Here is a 20820-nt window from a genome sequence, read left to right as displayed (position 1 = left end):
GTCACCTGCGCGAACGGCATCAAAACGAAATCAAATCCAGAAACCACCGTGAAAAAAGACCTGAAACGCCTGTCGCAACGTGCATTGCGCTTTTCCCCGCTGTCGCTCGCCTGTTTCGCACTCGCGGCGCAAGCCCAGCAGGATGCGGCGACCACGGCAACGTCGGTGCCGGGCGGCGCGCTTGCGCCGGTGTTCGTCACCGCCAATCCGCTCGGCGATACGGATCTCATCGCGCCCGCGACCGCTCTCTACGGCGATGAACTGACGCGCAGGCAGACCAACTCGCTGGGCGAGACGCTCAACGGTCTGCCGGGCGTCTCCACAACGACCTACGGACCGATGGTCGGCCGCCCGATCATCCGCGGCATGGACGGTGACCGCATCCGCATTCTGCAGAACGGCGTGGCGGCGTGGGACGCCTCGTCGCTCTCCTACGATCACGCGGTGCCGCAGGAGCCGCTGACCATCGAGCGGGTCGAGATCGTGCGCGGGCCGGCGGCGCTGCTGTACGGCGGCAATGCGATCGGCGGAGTGGTGAATACGATCGACAACCGCATTCCGCGCGAGCCGATCAAGGGCGTGGACGGCGCAGTCGACGCCAGTTACGGCGGCGCCAACAACGCCCGTGCAGGCGAAGCGATGGTCGAAGGCGGCAATGGACAATTCAATTTCCACGTCGATGCCTTCGACCGCGAAACCAGCAAGGAGCGCATTCCGGGCTTCGCGCATTCGGACCGCCAGCGCGCGCTCGACGGCCCCGACGCCGACGAGGCCTATGGCAGCATCCCGAACAGCGATGGCCGCTGGCATGGCGGCGCGGTGGGCACGTCGTACACCTGGGCCGATGGCTACGCGGGCCTGTCCTACAACGGCTACGAAGCGAACTATGGCTCCGTCGCCGAGGACGATGTGCGGCTGCGCATGCATCAGGATCACGTCGCGTTCGCGTCGGAAGTGCGCAACCTTCAGGGACCGTTCTCGCAACTGAAGTTCGACTTCGGCTACACCGACTACGAGCACAAGGAAATCGACAACGGCGAGACCGGCACGACGTTCCGCAACCACGGCTACGAGGCGCGCCTCGAAGCGCGCCACAAGAAGATCGGGCCGCTGGAAGGATCGATCGGCGTGCAGGTCAGCCAGAACACCTTCTCCGCGCTCGGCGACGAAGCGCTCGTGCCGACCACGCAGACCACTAACGTCGCGCTGTTCGGCCTCGAGGAATGGAAGGTCACCGACCGCCTCACGCTGAGCGCCGGCGCGCGCTACGAACATGTGAGCCAGGATCCGACCGCGGCCGGCAACGACAAGTTCGCGAGCGCGACCACGCGCGATTTCAACACCGTGAGCGCCTCGCTCGGCGCGCTCTACAAGCTGACGCCCGTATGGTCCGTCGCGGGCGATGTCGCCTACACGGAACGCGCGCCCGCGCTCTACGAACTCTTCGCCAACGGCCCGCATGATGCAACAGGACAGTATCTGATCGGCAATCCGGAGGCGCAGAAGGAGAAGGCGGTGTCGGCGGACCTGTCGCTGCGTTTCGCGAGCGGTCCGAACAAGGGCAGCATCGGCGTCTTCTACAGCCGCTTCCGGAACTACCTCACCGAGTACAACACGGGCCGTCTCGTCGATGACGACGATCAGGTCGTCGCGCCCGGCACCGATGACGCCCTTAACGAAGCGGTGTATCGCGGCGTTCGCGCGGAGTTCTACGGCATCGAATGGGACAGCAAGTGGCGCGTCTTCGAACATGGCGCGCACACGGTCGATTTCTCGCTGGTCGGCGACTACACGCACGCCCGCAACATGGACACCGGTTCGCCGTTGCCGCGCATCTCGCCGCTGCGCGCGACCGTCGCGCTGGACTATGGCTATGGACCCTTCGGCGCGCGCGCCGAGATGCAGCATGCGTGGGCGCAGCATCGTGTGCCGGAAGACGATCTGCCGACGGCCAGCTACACGAAGCTGGGCGTGATCCTCACCTACAAGTTCCACGTCGGCAGCACGCACTGGCTTGCCTATGTGCGCGGCGACAACCTGACGAACCAGGACATCCGTTACGCCAGTTCGGTCGTGCGCGATATCGCGCCGGAGGGCGGCCGCAGCGTCATGGTCGGCGTGCGCACGACGTTCTGATGCGCGCCGCGCGCCATTCATCAAAGGAGCAAGCATGGACTCAAGACTTCCGGTCACCGTTCTTTCGGGCTTCCTGGGCGCGGGCAAGACGACGCTGCTCAACCACATCCTGAACAACAGGGAAGGGCGGCGCGTCGCGGTCATCGTCAACGACATGAGCGAGGTGAACATCGATGCCGCGCTGGTTCGCAACGGCGGCGCGCAGCTGTCGCGCACCGATGAAAAGCTGGTCGAGATGAGCAACGGCTGCATCTGCTGCACGTTGCGCGAGGACCTGCTGCTGGAGGTGAACCGGCTCGCGAAGGAAGGGCGCTTCGATCAGCTCGTGATCGAATCGACGGGTATCTCCGAGCCGCTGCCGGTCGCGGAGACCTTCACCTTCGCCGATGAAAGCGGCCAGAGCCTGTCCCACGTCGCGCGTCTCGATACGATGGTCACCGTGATCGACGGCTTCAACTTCCTGCGCGACTACAGTTCGCAGGAGAGCCTGCATGCGCGTGGCGAATCGCTGGGCGAGGACGATCACCGCACGGTGGTCGATCTGCTGATCGAGCAAGTGGAGTTCTGCGATGTCATCGTGCTCAACAAGATCGATCTGATCGACGACGAAAGTTGTGAACGCCTGAAAGCGATTCTGCGCGGGCTGAATCCGCGTGCGCGAATCGAAGTGTCGGCGTTCGGCTCCGTGCCGCTCGACCGCGTGCTGGATACGAAGCTGTTCGATTTCGAGGAAGCCGCCGATGCGCCTGGATGGCTCAGGGAGATGCGCGGCGAACACACGCCGGAAACGGAGGAATACGGGATCCGCAGCTTTGCATGGCGCGCACGCCGGCCGATGCATCCGCAGCGGTTCTGGGACCTCGTCAATGGCGAATGGCCGGGCGTCGTGCGTTCGAAGGGCTTTTTCTGGCTCGCCAGCCGGCCGACGTATGCCGGGTCTTGGTCGCAGGCGGGCGCGGTGTGCCGTCACGGTGCGGCGGGATTGTGGTGGGCTGCGGTACCCAAGGAGCACTGGCCGGCTGATCCGGATACCCTTCAGTCGATCGAGAAGGCGTGGCATCCGGAAGTCGGCGATGCGCGGCAGGAGATGGTCCTGATCGGCATTGAGATGGACGAGGCCGGGTTGCGGCAGCGGCTCGATGCCTGCTTGCTGACGGATGCGGAAATGGCTCGAGGACCGGCGGCCTGGCTTCGGTTTGCGGATCCGTTTCCGGCCTGGGGCGGTGCGTCTGAATCCTTGTGATACCGCTGTTCCACGCGGACAGTCTCACTCCCGGGACTGTTCTTGAAGCCCGGCGCTTGCCGGGCTTTTTTTCCGCGGGTGCGGGCTATTGATCGTCGAAGACGAGCAGAAGGCGGGGGCGTACATCCGGAAAGGCCTCGAGGAAGCGGGCTATTCGGTCGATGCCGTGAACGACGGCGCGGAAGGCCTCATTCTCGCCACGGAGGAAAACTACGACGTCATCGTGCTCGACGTCATGCTGCCGACCATGGACGGCTGGACCGTCATCAAGAACCTGCGCGAATCGAAGTCCGCGCCCGTGCTCTTTCTCACCGCGCGTGACGACGTGGATGATCGCGTGCGCGGCTTCGAACTCGCGAACGCATCTTCGACCGCTTCTATCGTGTCGATCCTTCGCGGATGGCGTCCGATGCGACGCCGGGTTCGGCGGGCCTCGGCCTCGCCATCATGCGCAGCATCATGGAGCTGCACGGCGGCCGCGTCCACGCCGAGAGAAATGCGCGCAGCACACGCTTCATCCTGTCCATTCCGCAGACCGGCTTGATATCAATTCCGCAATCGGGTCGTCAGACTCGCATCAACACCCGAATCGCACAATGAATTCGACGTTGCAGCCATGACGGCGCGGCGTCGGAGGGCAGCGTGCAATCCCGCACGCCCTTCCGCACGGATTGAAGAGAGGGCGATGAAAAAGCTCATTCCGCTACCCGCCCGAAGACGGGGTGTCGGCGAATGCCCGCCTGATGTCATGGGCGGCGCAGGCAGCCATCCGTCACAGCGGCATTCTCCACTGCACATTCAGCAAGTGTTCCCGCATGCGTGACCCTGCGGTCACGCCGTCGCGTTCCATCATCGCGCTGACGATCGCTTGATGCTGCAAAGCGAAGTGCCTGCGCGTTTCCTGATCCGCGGTCTTTTCACGCAGGTTCGGCTTCATGCGCATGCTGTTCACCACATCCATCAGCGCGATGATCGAAGGGTTGCGCGTGGCCTGCGCGATCAGCAAATGGAATCGATGATCCCATTGCTGCCACTCCTCGTCATCATTCGCCATCGCATTGCGGCGCGCGCACTTCTCCAGCTCCGCAAGATCCTCTGGACTCGCCTTGCGCGCAGCCAGCTCGACGAAAGCGGGCTCGAGCACAAGCCTCATCTCGGCGATATCCGCGGGACTTGCGCCCGCCCGCAAGCTGCGTAGCGACGCCGTAAATCTCAAGGGGCGCGCGCCGAGATACGTGCCTCGCCCGACCCCGCGCCACACCCGCCCAGCCGCTTCCAACGATGCCAGCGCAGCACGCAGATCGCGCCGGCTGAGCGCAAGCGCTTCAGCGAGCTTGCGCTCCGGCGGCAACACGTCGCCATCCTTCAGGCCGCTTTGCGCAATGTAGTCGAGCAGCATGTCGAGTGCGGGCTTTTCCATGATCGATCCAGATGAACCATTGATTATTGGTTCAAGCGTATCACGTACTTCGTACAGGGCGCCATTTGCGAAGTCTTTAATGGTGAAGTACGCTAAATGCAGTCACAGAAAATCCTCGTAAAAGCGAACCAATAATGATTGGTTCACAGGACGGAACCTGCAAATGGCCTTCACGACACGACCTGAACTCATCGGCACCTTCGGCATGGCCGCATCGACGCACTGGCTCGCGAGCGCCTCCGCGATGGCGGTGCTGGAAAAAGGCGGGAATGCCTTCGACGCCGCCGCTGCCGCCGGCTTCGTGCTGCAGATCGTCGAGCCTCACCTGAACGGACCGGGCGGCGAGTTGCCGGCCATCTTCTACAGCGCGAAAGAGGACCGCGTGCGCGTGCTGTGCGGTCAGGGCGTGACGCCCGCCGCCATGACCATCGGGCGCATGAGAGAACTGGGTCTTACCGTGATGCCCGGCACCGGCCTGTTGCCGGCGGTCGTACCGGGGGCGTTCGGCGGCTGGATGACCATGCTGCGTGACTACGGCCAGTTGCCGCTCGAAGACGTACTGAGCTATGCGATCGGCTACGCGGAGAACGGTTATCCGGTACTGCCGCGCATGGCGTCGTCGATCCTCGCGATCCAGGACTTCTTCAAGAGCGAATGGCATACGTCCGCCGAACAATGGCTGCGCGACGGTGAAGCGCCCAGGCCGAATCATCTGTTCGCGAACCCGGCCATCGCCGACACCTACAAGCGCATCCTGCGCGAAGCCGGCACGCAGCGTGACCGCGCCGAACAGTGCGAGCGGGCGCGGACAGCGTTCTATCGTGGCTTCGTCGCGGATACGATCGACCAGTATTTCCGTTCGACCGATGTGCTCGATACCTCGGGCCAGCGCAATCGCGGCCTGCTCGATGCATCCGATCTCGCGCGCTGGGAAGCGACCTACGAAGACGCGGTCTCGTACGACTATGCCGGCTTCACGGTGCACAAGACCGGGCCATGGGGACAAGGCCCGATGTTCCTGCAACAGCTCGCGCTGCTGAAGGGCTTCGATCTCGCGGGCATGGATCCGCTCGGCCCGGACTTCGTGCATACGGTGATCGAATGCGCGAAGCTTGCCTTCGCCGATCGCGACGTGTTCTACGGCGACCCGAACTTCGCGGACGTCCCCATCGACACGCTGCTGAGCGACGCCTACAACGATGCACGCCGCCGCCAGATCGATCCGCAGCGCGCATCGTTCGAATTCCGTCCCGGCCCTTTGCTCGACAGCGAGGTGCGTGCCGCGAAGATTCTCGCCCACGCGGGCCGTCAGCAGCCGGGCGGCTTCGGTCAGGGCGAACCGACCTTCGCGCCGTTGCCCGAGCTGCGCGGCGACACGGTGCATCTGGATGTCGTGGACCGCTGGGGCAACATGGTGTCGGCCACGCCATCGGGCGGCTGGCTGCAGGCATCGCCGGCGGTGCCGGGGCTGGGCTTCAACATCACCACGCGCGGCTAGATGTTCTGGATGGAAGAGGGCTTGCCCTCATCCCTCGGGCCGGGGCGCAGGCCACGCACGACGCTCTCGCCCACGCTCGTCACGCGCGGCGGCAAGCCTTACGCCGCGCTCGGCACGCCGGGCGGCGATCAGCAGGATCAATGGTCGTTGCAACTGTTCCTGCGACACGCGCACTTCGCGATGAACCTTCAAGCCGCCGTCGATGCGCCGTCGTTCCAGACCGCGCACTTTCCCGGCTCGTTTTATCCGCGCGAGATCCAGTTGGGGAAGATGTCTGCCGAAGCCAGTTTCCCGCAAGCGACGCTCGACGGGCTGCGGGCGCGCGGCCACGATCTCACGGTGGCCGAACCATGGTCGCTCGGACGCGTGTGCGCGGTCGGCATCCGCAACGGGCTCATGCGCGGCGCAGCCACGCCGCGTCAGATGCAGGCTTACGCCATCGGGCGCTGACCATCAACGGGAAACTCACATCATGTCCGCTGTCGCCGCCCGCCTCGAACGGCTGCCTTTATCCGGCTTTCACCGCAAGCTCCTGATCATCGGCGGCATGGGTTATCTGTTCGACGGCCTCGATTCGTCGTCGCTCGCGTTCCTGCTTCCGGTCGTCAGCAAGCTGTGGAACCTGACCAGTGCGCAGACCGGACTGGTCGCGAGCAGTACCTATATCGGCTACTTCTTCGGTGCGTTTTTGTCGGGCGTGCTCGCGGACGTGATCGGCCGCCGCCGCATCATGATGAGCGCGCTCGCCATCTATTGCGTGGCGTCGCTCGCGAGCGCCACCGCGCAGGACTGGCATACGTTCTTCGCGCTGCGCATCGTCGCGGGCTTCGGCTCGGGCGCGGAGACGGTGGTGATCGCGCCGTTTCTCGCGGAGTTCGTGCCGCGCCGCTATCGCGGCATGTTCTGCGGCGCACTGGTCGGCTTCATGTCGTTCGGCTATCTGAGTTCGTCGATTCTCGGCTATACCGTCGTGCGTAACTTTCCGGACGGCTGGCGTTATCTCGCCGTCATCACCGCGCTGCCCGTGGTGATGCTGCTGTGGTGGCGCCGCACGCTGCCTGAATCGGCGCGCTGGATGGAAAGCCAGGGACGCACCGCCGAAGCCGATAGCGTCGTCGATGAAATCGAAGCCTGGTATGCGCGACGCGGCATCGCGCTTGCACCGCTCTCGTCGGTCAGCGCCATCCCGTCCGCCGCGAAGAGCAGCGGCAGCGCGTGGTTCAATGTGAAGTCGCTGTGGTCGAAGCGGCTTGCGGGCACCACCGCCGTCAGCTGGCTCATGTGGTTCGCGGTGGCCTTCGCGTACTACTCGTTCTTCTCGTGGATTCCCAGCCTGCTGGTCAAGGAAGGACTGACGATGACGAAGAGCTTCGGCTTCTCCATCGCCATCTATGGCGCTCAGATACCGGGTTATTTCTCGGCGGCGTGGCTCAACGAGAAGATCGGCCGCAAGGGCGTGGTCGCGTCCTACATGACGCTTGGCGGCATCGCGGCCATCATGCTGTCGCTGTCGCATACCGGGCCGCAGATCATCGCGGCAGGCATCGCCCTGTCGTTCTTCATGAACGGCGCGTTCGCGGGCGTCTACGCCTACACGCCCGAGATTTTCCCGACTTCCGTCCGGACCACCGGCACGGGTTCGTCGTCGTCCTTCGGGCGCATCGGATCGGTCAGCGCGCCGATTCTGGTCGGCATCGTGTATCCCGCATTCGGCTTCTTCGGCGTATTCGCGATGACCACGGCCGTGCTGCTCGCGGGCGCGTGCGTGGTCTTCTTTCTGGGCATCGAAACGCGCAACCGCTCGCTCGAAGACATTGAAGTCAACGGCGACGTCGACAACGAGGCACGCGAAAGTCTCGCGCGCAGCTAGCAAGTTCCTTCAAAAGACCTCACTTTCATGCGCCCTGTTCAGTCACATGATCTGCAACGCCTCGCGCTCGCCATGCGCGAGCCCGCTCAACCGCTCACGTTGTTCAGAACCGTCGAGGCAGTCGCGGCCGAGACCATCGGCTTCCGTCTGCTCACGATCATGGCTTACGACGCAAGCCGTCACGAAGTGCAACGCCTGCATACCAACATGCCCGACGTCTATCCGGCCGGCGGCCGCAAGAAGAAGCAGGGCACCGCGTGGGCGACGCGGGTGCTCCATGAATTGAGACCTTTTCGCGGCGAAACCGCGCAGGATATCCGCAACGCCTTCGACGATCATTCGGTGATGGCCGACATGGGCCTGGGCTCGATCCTCAACATTCCGATTGCCTATGACGGCGTGTGCGTCGGCACGATGAACCTCACCCACGTCGAACACTGGTACACCAGCGATCACGAAGACGTGGGCCTGCTGCTCGGCGCGTTCCTCGCGCCCGCGCTGATCGCGCACGCGGCGCGCGGCGCGCAAGAGGAGCCGCGCGCATGAACGGCGCAGCGTCTGACCGCCGCCGCTGGCTGATCGTCTTCGCGCTCGGTTATCTCGCGCTGCTGGTGGATGGCGCAGACGTGATGATGTATGGCCTCACGCTCACGCGCATCAAGAGCGAGTTCGGTCTGAGCAACGTCGAGGCGGGCGCGCTCGGCAGCCTGACGCTGGCCGGCATGGCCGTGGGCGGCATACTCGGCGGCTGGGCCAGCGACACGCTTGGCCGCGTGCGCGTGGTGGTGTGGGCGCTCGCGCTGTTCTCGCTCGGCGCGGGCCTGCTTGGGTTCACGCACAGCTTCTGGCAGTTCGCAGCGGTGCGCTTCGTCAGTTCGCTGGGCATCGGCTGCATGGTGCTGGTGAGCACGCTCGTTGCGGAGTATGTGCCGACCGAGCGCCGCTCGTTGATACTCGGCATGCTGCAGACAGGGGTGTCGGCGGGGTATATCGTCGTCATCGCGTTGAGCAACTGGATCCTGCCGCACTACGGCTGGCGCATGTTGTTCTATGTCGCGACGATCCCCGTTCTGCTCGCCCTGGCGATTCACTGGTTCGTGCCCGAGCCGCCGGGCTGGCGCGCGAGCGTATCCCTGCAACGCGCCCCGCGTGAGCGCCGCGCCTGGCGCGAGAACCGCTACTACCTGATCTTCTCGGATCACGAAGCACGCAAGATGTTCGTCCTCTGGGCGCTCGCATCCGTGTTCGCGCTGTCCGGCTTCTACGGCCTCAACAACTGGCTGCCGACCTACCTGGAGCAGGAACTGCACGTACGCTTCAGTTCGATGGCGGGCTACATGATCGGCACCTATGTGGTGGCATTCATCGGCAAGATCTTCGCGGGCTGGCTCGGCGATGTCTGGAGCCGGCGCGGCATGTACGTGATCGGCTGCATCGGTGCGGCGCTGTTCCTGCCCGTCATCATCTTCCTGCACACGCGCGAGAACATCATGGTCCTGATGCTGTTCTTCGGCTTCCTGTACGGCGTGCCGCTCGGCACGATGGGCGCGTTCATGTCCGAGAGCTTCGCCACGCGCATTCGCGGCACGGCGGTCGGCGGCTCGTATAACGTCGGGCGCTTCTGCTCGGGCGCAGCGCCGGTCCTGATCGGTTATGTCGCGACACAATTCTCGTTCGGCATGGGCTTCCTGCTGGTGGGCGCGGTCTTCTTCCTGAGCGGCGTGTGCACGCTGTTCATTCCCGACCGGCTTTACGACACGAGCGCGCAGGACCCCGCCGACCTGTCCCCGCCGGATCAGCGCGGACGGTTGATCGAGGCGCGATCGCCGGATCTCGTTCAGGCCGCGAAACGCTGACACGCCTATTCGGCCTCCGCGCTCCGCAATACATCGAGTGCGGCATCGCATGCGCCGCGCAATTGCTCGCACATGAGGTCCTGAACATCGGGCGAGCGCGCCACGATGGCGTCGCGGATCTTCGCCGCCATGTCGAACGATGGCCGCATGCGTCCGCCACGCGCCATCGCGATGCGACGCAGGCGCCGCACTGGTCCGATCAGTCCGGCATGGTTGTCCTGCAGAGTGCGGTTATCGGCGATGGTCGTGACGATCGCGTAATAGCGGTCGGGCGCATCGACGTATGCCGACGGGTCGTCCGCATCGACGCTCGCCTGCATGGCTGAGATGACATCTCTGAAGCAACGTTCCCTCCGTTCAGACTGACTTGACCTCGCCGCCATCCATCCGCAATACGCTCCCGGTCATCCACTTGGCAGCAGGCGAGACAAGAAACGCCATCAGTTCCGCCAGTTCTTCGGGCGTGCCATAACGGGCAATACCCGCCGCAGCGGGGAATTGGGCGAGCGCCTGCTCGACGCTCAGACCTTGCAGCGGTGCCCAATGCTCCAGATAAGAACGCCGGCGACCTGTCATGACGGGCCCGGGCAGAACGCTGTTCACTTGCACGCCGTCTGCGATCCCGCGATCCGAAAATGCCTTCGCCAACGCGACGATTGCGGCGTTGATCGTGCCCACTGCTGCATAAGCCGCCTTCGGGAGAAGCGCTGAATTTCCCGACATCAACACCACCGATCCAGATGATGCCTTGAGCGACGGCCAGGCTGCGACCGTGAGTCGGCGAGCGCCATGCAGCTTGAGCTCGAGCCCATCATTCCACTGCTCGTCAGTCATGTCGAACACATCGATCTGTGGCACCGCACCGGCGATATTAAGCAACGCATCGATACGTCCATAGCTCGCCAGCGTTTCGTCGACGATGCCTTGCGCGGCCTCGCGCCGGGCGAGATCGACGTCGAGTACAAGCGTTTGCGCGCCTTGTTCCTGAACTGCTGCCGCGGTCGCTTCCAGATTTGCGCGATTCCGCGCGACGAGGACGATCGAGTTGAAGTCGCGTGCAAGCCGCAAAGCGGTGGCACGTCCGATGCCCTGGCTTGCGCCGGTGACGATGGCTACCTTGTTGCTCATGTTGTCTCTCCAGTCAATGTACGACGACCATCTTTCCATTGGCTTCGTTGGCTTCCATCACGCGATGCGCTTCGTGAATCTCATCAAACGAAAACACACGCGAGGGCTTTGCGTTGAACCGGCCTGCGGCGACATCTGCGGCAATCGCCTGCAAGGGCACATCCGAGAGCGGAAAACCCGGTGTGCCAAACACAAAGCTGCCGAAGAAAGTCAGATAGACGCCGCTCGACATCTGCAGCAGCGGATTGAAATCGGCGATGGGCGCGAGCCCGCCCAGCCAGCCTGCAAGACATGCGCGACCGCCGCGCCGTAGCATCGCGAGCGAATCGAGAATCGTGCTGTTGCCGACCAGATCGAGCACGGCATCGATCTGCTTCGTTTCCGCAATGCGCCGGCTCAGGTCTGGCCCTTCCAGTTCGACACGCGACACGCGCATCGCTTCGAGCTTCGCAAAGCGAGCGGTATTACGCGTCGTCGCGATCACGTTCGCGCCTGCATTCACCGCGAGATTCACGGCCGCCTGTCCGAACGATGATGTTGCTCCGCGGATGACGACCGTTTCTCCCTTCTTGATGTCGAGGTTGCGAAAAAGCGTTGTCCACGCCGTTGCGTAGGTTTCGGGAATGGCAGCGAGCTCCGCCCAGGGCAGGTCGGATTCGATCAGCGCGACGTTCGACACGGGCGCACGCGTGAATTCCGCATAACTGCCGTTGATCGTGCGCCCCAGGCCGCCCATCAACGCAGCCACTTTGGCACCTACCGGAAACTCACCGCCCGGACACGAGTTCACAACGCCCACACATTCAATCCCGCTCACCTTGGCTGCTTCGGCCCATTCCCCGCGCCGCATATGCATTTCCGCGTGATTGATGCCGAACGCTTTGATCTCGATGACGACATGCCCTTCCAGTGGCTCTGGCTCGGGGATGTCGGCATATGCAAGGCTGTCGAGGCCGCCGAATTTTTCGAGGACGATGGCTCGCATGATGTTCTCCTTGGGTAAGTGACGCGGTGATGTGGTTAAGGGGCGAGCTTCGGCCGATGCTTGCGAAGTACGCCGGAAAGACTCGAAATAGTAACCGTCCAAATCTATTTTAGAAGGTTACTTTTCGCGATCGTAACTTGTCAAGCTGTTCCTAAGGGGTTACTATTTTTGGCAAGCCCGCTTCGTTGCCGAACTCAAAATATGGAATACCGCTCACTCCCTGCGATCTTCGTTGCCGACGCGACAGGTCTCGACTTCCTGAACTCGATTGCCACGCCGGTCGATGAACCAATTGACTGGATCGCGGACGGCGAAGGATTGTTGTCCTGGCTGGATCAGGCGCGTCTGGTTCCGGGCGACGTGCTTGCGCGCACGCGTTTGCAAATCGCGCCAGCCGAGCTGGACGAGGTCGCCGCGAAGGCTCGCGGCCTGCGCGAATGGTTCAGGCATTTTGTGCAGACGAGAAAGGGGCAGCCGCTAGCAGCCGAAGCGCTGAACGAACTGGACGCGTTGAACAGCGTGTTGCAGCGCGACGAGAAGCACGGACTGATCGTGGCCGATACGAGCCCGGCAGGCGGGCTCGCCTTCACGATGCAACGCCGGTATTCGACGGCCGAGTCGCTGCTGATGCCGATCGTCGAGGCGCTCGCAAGGCTCGTGTGTGAAGAGGATTTCACCTACGTCAAGGCATGCAAAGGCCCAAAATGCACACTGCTGTTCGCCGATCACACTCACGGTCACGCGCGGCAGTGGTGCAGTATGGCCATTTGCGGAAATCGTGCGAAGGCGGCTGCACACCGCGCGCGGCTCAAGGCCGGTAAGAATGGCTAGCGTGTGTGTCCTGTTCGATAACTCATGTTGAGGAGACGGCATGAATCACATCAAGGCCATTGCGTTCGATCTATACGGGACGTTGTTCGACGTGCACTCGGTCGTCGATCAATGCGACGAGGCGTATCCCGGGCGCGGACGCGAGATCAGCATCATCTGGCGGCAGAAGCAACTCGAATACACCTGGCTGCGCAGCCTGATGGATCGCTACGTGACGTTCGAGCAGGCCACGGAGGATGCCCTGCGCTATGCAACGCGTCATCTGAAGCTGGACCTGGATGATCGAATCCGCACCGCGCTATGCAACGCGTATCTGAAGTTGCAGCCGTTTCCTGAAGTGCCGCACGCGCTGTCACAGTGTCGACAGCGCGGCCTCAAGCTCGCCATCCTGTCGAACGGATCACCGCATTCCATCGCTTCCGTGGTCGACAGCGCGGGGCTGCGCGACTGTTTCGATCATCTGCTGAGCGTCGATCCGGTGCGCATCTACAAGCCCCATGATCGCGCATACGAACTGGCGGAAACGGCGTTCGGCGTTGCACGGGGATCCATCCTTTTTGTTTCGTCGAATGGATGGGACGCGACAGGCGCGCGCTATTTCGGGTTTCCGACCGCGTGGATCAATCGCGGCGACAACACCTTCGAGGAAATGGGCCAAAAGCCGGATTGGACCCTGCGTGGACTCGACGATCTGTCGGCGGTCCTGGTAACCGCGGGTAGTCGCGGGTAGTCGCGGGTGGGCGCGGGTGGGCGCTACGCAGGCGCGAAGCCTTGCTGACGTCCACCGGGCGCTGGGTGAAAACGCCGTTCGCAGTTCCGGGCCCTGGCTATCGCGAGGTTGCCGGATCGAGGCGGCGAAGCTGCGCGTCGAGCCTCGATGCGCGCGCCGGGTCCGCGCCCTATGCCGGGAAACGAGCGAATCGGCGTCGCCTTCACGTACGACGTCTCGGTCAATTCAGATCCCAGACGAAGTATTAGTTACCTCGCGTCCGGTCAAGCTGCGCCGGATTGGCGCTGAACGGCGTAAGAAATGCATGCAGGCTCGCAGGGAAAGAAGCGGGGGGCCCCAGTAGAAGCGAACCCCGGCGTTTTTCATCTGATAGCAAGGTGATCCCACGCCGGATGAACTCGGCCGCTTTTCCCAGGGCACAGTCGTTGCTCAAGATGAAGTACTTGAGAAACGCCCTTATGAACCTCCTCCTCGATCCCGCCAGGCTGGCCGCCCTGGAAAATTTGCGCATTCTCGACACGCCTGTCGATCGGCATTTCGACGCTTTGACGCGTCTGACCGCGCACGCGCTCCGTGTGCCGCAAGCCTTCATCAATTTCGTCGACGAGGCCCGTACGTGGTGCAAGTCGGCTTGGGGCAGTGTGCGAAAGGCCGTTGCTCACGCCGAATCGCTCTGTGCGCTGGCGCTTCTCGACGGCGAGAACATCGTGGTGTTCGATGCGACGCGTGACGACGGTGTTCGCGCGCACCCTGAGTTCGTTGGCGCGGAAGGCACCGTGTTCTACATGGCATTTGTGTTGAGAACGCCTGAAGGCTTGCCGCTCGGCACGCTCTGTGTCAAGGATCGCGTGTCGCGTGATTTCCTGGTGCACGAGATGGAATTGCTGCAGATGCTAGGGGAGCAGGCCGCTCTGCTCTTGCAGAAGACGCGGCAGGTCGAGGTGACCATCGAGAACGCTCAGCGCAGCCGCGATCAGTTTCTGGCAATGCTCGCGCACGAACTGCGTGCCCCGATGTCGCCGATTCTGACTGCTGTTCAGGTGCTTGGCCGCAGTGAGATCTCCACGCAGCAGCGAAATTGGGCAAAAAGGCTGATCAGCCGGCACGTTCGACACATGGGTCAGATTGTCGAGCATCTTCTTTCCGCTTCATTGGTCTCGCTTGGCGCCATCAAGCTTGAACTGGAGCCGGTGGCTGTCGACGATCTTGTCGATCAGGCGCTCGAAATGACAGAGGGAATTCTGGGGCAGCGGCAGCATCGCGTCACCCGCTCGTCGATCGATCATCCCTGGGTGCTCGCGGACCGTGTCCAGTGTCCGCTCATCATCGCCAACCTTTTGATGAATGCCGCGAAGTACACGCCGGAACATGGCCTCGTCGATATTCATATCGAAGGTAACGGCGAATGGGTAACGTTGTGCGTGACCGACACCGGTATCGGGATTGCCGCGTCTGATATGGACGAGATTTTCCAGGTGTTCGGGCAGAGCGATCGATCGCTCGACCGGGCGCACGGCGGACTGGGACTGGGCCTGCCACTTTCCCGGCGGCTGACGGAGTGGCACGGCGGATCACTGCACGCGCGCAGCGAGGGATTAGGGAAGGGGAGCGAGTTTTTGCTCATGCTCAAGCAAGCCACGCCGATTGCTGAAAGCCCTAAGCAGGAGATTGAAGAGCACGCTGCTGCGGTACTCGACATCATCGTCGTTGACGACAGCGTCGATACGGCGGATGCCCTGGCAATCTACTTCCGGACGTCGGGCCACACGGTGCGCACCGCTTACCGTGCGCACGACGCTATCAAGATGGTGCAGGAGCGCGCGCCCGACGTACTGCTGAGCGACATTGGCCTGCCAGAAATCGATGGGTATGCGCTGGTCCGACAACTCCGCGCACTCCCATCCGGCGCGGACATCTGCGCGATCGCGGTGACGGGGTATGGCAGCACGCAAGACAAGCAGACTGCATTGGCCGCTGGATTCAACAAGCATTTTTCCAAGCCCGTTGATCTTGCCCAGCTCGATGTTGTGTTCAACGATGTAAGCCGCAAGCGAGTTTCACGATGACCTGGGGCATGCGCGGACATGGCGCATCCAGCAGATGGGCCGATCACGGCGACGCGAACGAAGACGAGGCCGCAATGCTTTTCCTGTTTGTTGAAGATGACGAGAACGTGGCCAAGGCGTTCGCAGAACTCGCCGCATCACTTGGGCATCGTGCAGAAGTCGCGCATTCAGGCGGCGAAGCATTGCGCATGACTGGCCGTACGCGTTACGACACGGTGTTTATGGATATTGGCTTGCCCGACATCGATGGGCGCAAGTTGTGTGGCTACATTCGCTCTGCCGGCGCGTCAAACGAAGCCTGCATCGTTGCGGTGACCGGACACCCGGATTTTCGTGAAGAGGCGAATGCTGGCGCATTTGACGGCTATCTTCCCAAGCCCATATCAGCTTCAGACCTGGCGGAACTTATCGCGCGCTGTTGAATGGCGAGCCCTTTTGCACATCTGTCGCCGGGACCGACATATCACAGCATGGTGTGATGGCTGTTCCGGTTGGGGCCACGTTAGTTGGCTCACTCACTAAACATCGGGGAAGGATCATGAACAAGCAAATCAGCAACGATTCCGTATCGAACGAGGATCTACGGGATCAAGAAGACCGGTCGAATGCCGCGGCCGAGCAGGAAAAGGACAGATCTGCCCGAGATGCGCTCGAAGCAGGCGACAAAGAGAAGATCGACAAAACCCTCGACGATCTTCACGTTTCAACGACGGACTCGGGCGAAGATCAGACCTCGAAGCCGGATACCGAGGGTTCAACTTCGTCCAGTAAAAACCTGGACGAGCAGGGCGATTAATGGTCGAGGGGCCGGCTTGTAGACGCGAGCCAGTCCGTTCGTCCCGTGGCCGCAGGTATCCTCGCTGGCAGGAAGCAGAAACAGCCGGCCGTTGTTCACAAGCCGCATCGCGCCCACCATCGAGACTGTCTCCGGCGGGTCGCGTTCATCATCGGCGGTGTTGATGGCAAGGACCGCAGCCTTTACGTTTCGCAAGCCCGGTGCAGGAATCGTCGAGCGCGGCTGACGCGCACGGCCACGCTCCGGCGAGAACACCTCATCTGCGAGGCATACTGCCGGAGGTCACTTCGTTTCCGGCACGGAACGGCCTTCGTTGAGCGTCTCCAGAAGACGCTACCGCCGCCGCTCCAGATTGGTGATCTGCTTTTCGATAGAGCGCAAGCGCTCTCGATGCAATGCCTCGGTTTCGGGGCAGGCAGCCGCGCCTTCGATCAAACGCATGCGGTCCGGAAATGAGCGAATGTCGGCAAGGCTGAATCCCGTGGCGATCAGGCGCTGTATCGGCGTAACCTGTGCGATCGCCGCATAAGGAAAGGCACGATAACCATTGCTCGCACGCACCGAAGCGACGAGTCCATGTTCGTCGTAATGGCGAATGGAACGCACGCTCGCGCCGGTTGCGCGTGCTAATTCGCGAACGCTGCGCTGTATCCTTGGCCGCGTCGATGGTGACGTTCGCGCCCAGGCCGACGAGGTCTTTCGCCTATTTCCTCAACAGCTGGCTTCCTGTCATGGTGAGGGGCAATCATTTTTCGATGAGCGACGCCGCCGTGGTCGCCGCGATGATGCAGGTCGGGGGCACGCTCGGAAACATCGTTATCGGATGGGAGATGGATCGCCTCGAGGCTCACACGGTGATGATGGTCACGCTCGTCGCCGCAGGCATTTTTGCGGTTGTTCTGGCGAAGATGACTTTTGAGCTTTCGGGTTTGATGACGATGGTTCCAGCTCTTCATGTTCCTGACGCTACCCATCGGCGTTGCAACCCTTGCCGTTCTTGTGGTCGGCCGGCGCGACGATATGCTCATGCCGACGGTGGCGGCGCGCCAGGCCGAGGCAAAGTGATGGATGCAGCCTGCCTCTGGTTCGGATGCTGGCTGGCATTGCAAGGTGTGGTGCGTTGATCGCGGACTGCGGATGCACCGTCAGGGGCATCCAGCGCACCACGAAGGGTTGCGGCCGACCTGAAATGGATCACATCTTTTCAGCCAACCAGGCGTCCTGTCGTTTAACCGCTTGATTCAAAGGAACTACCATTTCTCTGGCATAGACCGTGCATAACGAGTTCAATCTTGTATTCAAGAATGAACTCATGAAGCCGAAAATCGATGTTCCAGTTACGGTTCGCGCGCTTCTCGATGCTTACCAGAGCGGTGAGACCAATCCGCTGGACGTCGTCGCGGCGACGCTTGCCCGGATCGGAACCAGTGAACGCCCAGAAGCGTGGACGCTCGTCGTCCCGGCGACCGACCTCGAAGCCGTCGCGGCCACTCTCATGCGCGGACAGGCCGAGCACGGTCCTGCGATCTTCACGCGTAAGCCGCTCTTCGGCGTGCCGTTCGCGGTCAAGGACAATATCGACATCGCCGGCTTGCCGACGACGGCCGCATGCCCCGCGTTCGCCTATACGCCGGAGCAGACCGCGTTCGCGGTGCAGCGTCTGATCGACGCAGGCGCGATCCTCGTTGGCAAGACCAATCTCGATCAATTCGCCACCGGACTTGTCGGCACCCGTTCGCCTTACGGCGCTGTACGGCAGGTCGACCACCCGGCTCACGTGTCCGGCGGATCGAGTTCCGGCTCGGCTGTCGCGGTCGCGCAGGGCATCGCGGCGTTCTCGCTGGGCACCGACACCGCCGGCTCGGGCCGTGTGCCTGCCGGCTTCAACGGCATTGTCGGACTGAAACCGACGCTCGGTCTCGTCAGCAAGCGCGGCGTCGTGCCGGCATGCAGGAGCCTGGATACGCTGTCGATCTTCGCTCACGACGTTGCAGATGCCTGGCTCGTGTTGCAACAGATGGCCGCGTTCGATGCGCTCGACGGCTACTCGCGCCGCATCGCCACGCACGGCGTACCGCCGGCTCCGCCGCGCGTGGCGATTCCCGACCGCCTCGAGTTCTTCGGCGACACGCTCGCCGCCGACGCGTTCGCAGCCACGCTCGATGTCATCCGCACGCATCTGCATCTCACGCCCACGACGTTTCCCTTCGTGCCGATGCAGCGTGCCGCCGCGCTGCTCTACGACGGCCCGTGGGTGGCGGAGCGACGCGCGGCGCTCGGCGGATTCTTCACCTCGAATCGCGCGGACATTGACCCGACGGTCGCGAAAGTCATCGGCCGGGCAGAGGCATTCTCCGCCGCCGACGCGTTCAGCGGCCAATACGAACTCGCGCTGCTCAAGCGCGAGACCGAAGCCCTGTTCGCGATCACCGACGTGCTGATCGTCCCGACGACGCCGACGCATCCCACCATCGCGCAGGTGCAGGCGAATCCGGTGGAAGTGAACAGCCGACTGGGCGTCTATACGAACTTTGTCAATCTGCTGGACCTCTGTGCGCTGGCGGTGCCGTGCCTGCCGCGCGCCGACGGCTTGCCCGCAGGCATCACGTTGATTGGACCCGCGGGAGCGGACCAGCGGCTCGCCGCCCTCGGCGCGCAGATACAGGCGCTGTTCGATGCAGACCTGACCGACGGCGCCATCGAAGCCCTGCCGCTGCAGGAACCGTCCGTGACGCTCGCCGTGGTCGGCGCGCATTTGCGCGGCATGCCGCTCGAATGGCAGATGCATCAGGCAGGCGGACGCTTCATTGAAGAGAACACGACCTCGGCGGACTACCGGCTCTTTGCGCTCGCCAGCACGCAGCCGCCCAAACCAGGCCTCGTGCGTGCCCAGGAACAGGGGGGCGCCATCGCCATCGAGTTGTGGGAGATGCCGCTGCGCCACTTCGGCGCATTCGTCGCGGCGATTCCCGCGCCGCTCGGCATCGGCACGATCACGACCGGCGACGGTCGCGCCGTGAAGGGCTTCATCTGCGAACCCGGCGCAGTCGCGCCCGCAAGCGGCGCACGCGACATCACTTCTTTCGGCGGCTGGCGCGCGTACCGGCAGAGCCTGGCCGTTTCATCCAACGATCAACCCACACAGGAAGCCACATCATGACCAATCGCCGCCAATTCATTCAGGGCGCCGGCGCGCTCGTGCTCGGCAGCGCATTGCCGTTCGATCTCGCCTTCGGCGCGAGCAATCTGACCGTGGGCGTGATCTATGTCGGTGCGAAGGGCGACTATGGCTACAACCAGGCGCAGGCGCAGGCCGCCGCGATCATCAAGAAGTTGCCCGGCGTGAAAGTGGTCGAGGAGGAGAACGTGCCCGAGACGGTTGCCGTGCAGAAGACCATGGAAGCCATGATCGAGCAGGATGGCGCCACGCTCATTTTCGCGACCTCGTTCGGCTACTTCGATCCCCACGTGCTCAAGATGGCCGCCAAGTATCCGAAGGTGCGCTTCGCGCATTGCGGCGGCTTGTGGAAGCAGGGCAACCCGCCGAACATCGCGAGCTACTTCGGCTATATCGACGAATGCCAGTACCTGAACGGCGTCGTTGCCGGACACGCGAGCAAGAGCAAGAAACTTGGCTTCGTCGCCGCCAAGCCGATTCCGCAGGTGCTGCGCAACATCAACGCCTTTACGCTCGGCGCGCAGTCGGTCGACCCGTCCATCAGCACGCACGTCATCTTCACCGGCGACTGGTCGATGCCGGTGAAGGAAGCCGAGGCCGCCAACAGCCTCGTCGATCAGGGATGCGACGTGCTGACGTGCCACGTCGATGGTCCGAAAGTCGTGATCGAAACCGCGGAGAAGCGCGGCGCAATGAGCTGTGGTTATCACGCGAGCCAGGCCGCGCTGGCGCCGAAGGGCTATCTCACCGGCGCGGAATGGGACTGGGCGACGCCCTTCAAGGAAGTGGTCGGCGATGCCCAGGCTGGCAAGCCGCAACCCAACATTTTGCGCGGCGGGCTGAAGGAAGGCTTCGTCAGGATGTCGCCGTACGGCCCCAAGGTCACGTCCGATGCGAAGGCAGGCGCCGACGCCATCAAGTCGAAGATGGTCGCGGGCGATTACGTGATCTTCAAGGGCCCGCTCAAGGACAACAAGGGCGGCAGCGCCATTGCGTCCGGCACCCAGTACGCGCAGACCGACATCAAGCTCGAGAGCATGAATTATCTCGTGGCGGGTGTCGTCGGGCAGATCTGATTTTCCA

The 20820-nt window shown here is 63.0% G+C and carries 18 protein-coding genes and 3 pseudogenes; 16 read left to right on the top strand and 5 right to left on the bottom strand.

Translation table 11 applies throughout. The features are described 5' to 3' along the window. Positions 1 to 48 precede the first annotated feature (48 nt). The 4 genes and pseudogenes from QCE64_RS06945 to QCE64_RS06930 form a co-directional block, all read left to right on the top strand. Positions 49 to 2136 (top strand): TonB-dependent receptor, encoded by a 2088-nt coding sequence (locus tag QCE64_RS06945; RefSeq protein ID WP_310003187.1) that lies wholly within the window; start codon positions 49 to 51, stop codon positions 2134 to 2136. A 34-nt stretch (positions 2137 to 2170) separates the two neighbouring features. Beyond that, on the top strand, positions 2171 to 3379 hold the full coding sequence (gene zigA / locus QCE64_RS06940) for a zinc metallochaperone GTPase ZigA (protein WP_309916194.1): 1209 nt from the start codon (positions 2171 to 2173) through the stop codon (positions 3377 to 3379). Between the two features lie 91 nt (positions 3380 to 3470). Beyond that, positions 3471 to 3734 (top strand): annotated as a pseudogene (locus QCE64_RS06935) (response regulator); the annotation flags it as partial. A 2-nt stretch (positions 3735 to 3736) separates the two neighbouring features. Beyond that, positions 3737 to 3979 (top strand): annotated as a pseudogene (locus tag QCE64_RS06930) (ATP-binding protein); the annotation flags it as partial. Between the two features lie 172 nt (positions 3980 to 4151). Here the strand turns inward: QCE64_RS06930 and QCE64_RS06925 are convergent. Continuing rightward, entirely contained in the window at positions 4152 to 4799 is a 648-nt protein-coding gene (locus tag QCE64_RS06925; protein WP_309808334.1) for an FCD domain-containing protein, read from the bottom strand. 163 nt (positions 4800 to 4962) lie between these two features. Here QCE64_RS06925 and QCE64_RS06920 point away from each other — a divergent pair. The 4 genes and pseudogenes from QCE64_RS06920 (at position 4963) to QCE64_RS06905 (ending at position 10023) form a co-directional block, all read left to right on the top strand. Continuing rightward, positions 4963 to 6747: pseudogene (locus QCE64_RS06920) on the top strand (gamma-glutamyltransferase family protein). 22 nt (positions 6748 to 6769) lie between these two features. After that, complete coding sequence (locus tag QCE64_RS06915; protein ID WP_309930064.1) at positions 6770 to 8167, top strand: MFS transporter; 1398 nt, start codon at positions 6770 to 6772, stop codon at positions 8165 to 8167. A gap of 27 nt (positions 8168 to 8194) precedes the next feature. Continuing rightward, on the top strand, positions 8195 to 8713 hold the full coding sequence (locus QCE64_RS06910; protein WP_309916185.1) for a GAF domain-containing protein: 519 nt from the start codon (positions 8195 to 8197) through the stop codon (positions 8711 to 8713). Next, on the top strand, positions 8710 to 10023 hold the full coding sequence (locus QCE64_RS06905) for an MFS transporter (protein ID WP_309930062.1): 1314 nt from the start codon (positions 8710 to 8712) through the stop codon (positions 10021 to 10023). The genes QCE64_RS06910 and QCE64_RS06905 overlap by 4 nt, the downstream gene beginning before the upstream one ends. 5 nt (positions 10024 to 10028) lie before the next feature. Here the strand turns inward: QCE64_RS06905 and QCE64_RS06900 are convergent, their stop codons facing one another. From QCE64_RS06900 to QCE64_RS06890, 3 genes are read right to left on the bottom strand one after another with little or no spacing between them, the layout of a single operon-like run. Further along, entirely contained in the window at positions 10029 to 10406 is a 378-nt protein-coding gene (locus QCE64_RS06900) for an FCD domain-containing protein (RefSeq protein ID WP_404987305.1), read from the bottom strand. Continuing rightward, positions 10381 to 11151, bottom strand: coding sequence for an SDR family oxidoreductase (locus QCE64_RS06895; protein ID WP_310003182.1), 771 nt, complete (start codon positions 11149 to 11151; stop codon positions 10381 to 10383). Before QCE64_RS06895 ends, QCE64_RS06900 begins: the two co-directional genes overlap by 26 nt. Positions 11152 to 11164: 13 nt before the next feature. Then, positions 11165 to 12136, bottom strand: coding sequence for a zinc-binding alcohol dehydrogenase family protein (locus QCE64_RS06890; protein WP_310004174.1), 972 nt, complete (start codon positions 12134 to 12136; stop codon positions 11165 to 11167). 201 nt (positions 12137 to 12337) lie between these two features. Between QCE64_RS06890 and QCE64_RS06885 the strand changes: the two genes are divergently transcribed. The 5 genes from QCE64_RS06885 (at position 12338) to QCE64_RS06865 (ending at position 16559) form a co-directional block, all read left to right on the top strand. Further along, a complete protein-coding gene (locus QCE64_RS06885; RefSeq protein ID WP_310004172.1) occupies positions 12338 to 12967 on the top strand; it encodes an ABATE domain-containing protein in 630 nt (209 codons plus the stop codon). A gap of 40 nt (positions 12968 to 13007) precedes the next feature. Beyond that, complete coding sequence (locus tag QCE64_RS06880) at positions 13008 to 13697, top strand: haloacid dehalogenase type II (protein WP_310003180.1); 690 nt, start codon at positions 13008 to 13010, stop codon at positions 13695 to 13697. A 458-nt stretch (positions 13698 to 14155) separates the two neighbouring features. Next, a complete protein-coding gene (locus QCE64_RS06875) occupies positions 14156 to 15763 on the top strand; it encodes an ATP-binding protein (protein ID WP_310003178.1) in 1608 nt (535 codons plus the stop codon). Beyond that, positions 15760 to 16185: a response regulator gene (locus tag QCE64_RS06870; RefSeq protein ID WP_309916172.1), complete on the top strand. Its 426-nt coding sequence runs from the start codon at positions 15760 to 15762 to the stop codon at positions 16183 to 16185. Before QCE64_RS06875 ends, QCE64_RS06870 begins: the two co-directional genes overlap by 4 nt. A gap of 116 nt (positions 16186 to 16301) precedes the next feature. Further along, positions 16302 to 16559 carry a hypothetical protein gene (locus QCE64_RS06865; RefSeq protein WP_309916170.1) on the top strand — a complete coding sequence of 86 codons (258 nt, stop codon included), beginning with the start codon at positions 16302 to 16304 and terminating at the stop codon, positions 16557 to 16559. 333 nt (positions 16560 to 16892) lie between these two features. Here the strand turns inward: QCE64_RS06865 and QCE64_RS06860 are convergent, their stop codons facing one another. Beyond that, positions 16893 to 17210: a MerR family transcriptional regulator gene (locus QCE64_RS06860; RefSeq protein ID WP_309931588.1), complete on the bottom strand. Its 318-nt coding sequence runs from the start codon at positions 17208 to 17210 to the stop codon at positions 16893 to 16895. A 14-nt stretch (positions 17211 to 17224) separates the two neighbouring features. Here QCE64_RS06860 and QCE64_RS06855 point away from each other — a divergent pair, with 14 nt between their 5' ends. The 3 genes from QCE64_RS06855 to QCE64_RS06845 all read left to right on the top strand — a co-directional run bounded on the left by QCE64_RS06855 (position 17225) and on the right by QCE64_RS06845 (position 20813). Then, positions 17225 to 17683, top strand: coding sequence for a hypothetical protein (locus tag QCE64_RS06855; RefSeq protein WP_309916168.1), 459 nt, complete (start codon positions 17225 to 17227; stop codon positions 17681 to 17683). A gap of 188 nt (positions 17684 to 17871) precedes the next feature. Then, a complete protein-coding gene (gene atzF / locus QCE64_RS06850; RefSeq protein ID WP_310003176.1) occupies positions 17872 to 19719 on the top strand; it encodes an allophanate hydrolase in 1848 nt (615 codons plus the stop codon). Further along, positions 19716 to 20813, top strand: a complete 1098-nt coding sequence (locus QCE64_RS06845; protein ID WP_309916163.1) for a BMP family ABC transporter substrate-binding protein — start codon at positions 19716 to 19718, stop codon at positions 20811 to 20813. The genes atzF and QCE64_RS06845 overlap by 4 nt, the downstream gene beginning before the upstream one ends. Positions 20814 to 20820: the final 7 nt, after the last annotated feature.

Source organism: Caballeronia sp. LZ043 (assembly GCF_031451075.1).
GTDB lineage: Bacteria > Pseudomonadota > Gammaproteobacteria > Burkholderiales > Burkholderiaceae > Caballeronia.
Note: the sequence above shows the minus strand (reverse complement) of the source record. Positions and strands in the feature narration are given on the sequence as shown.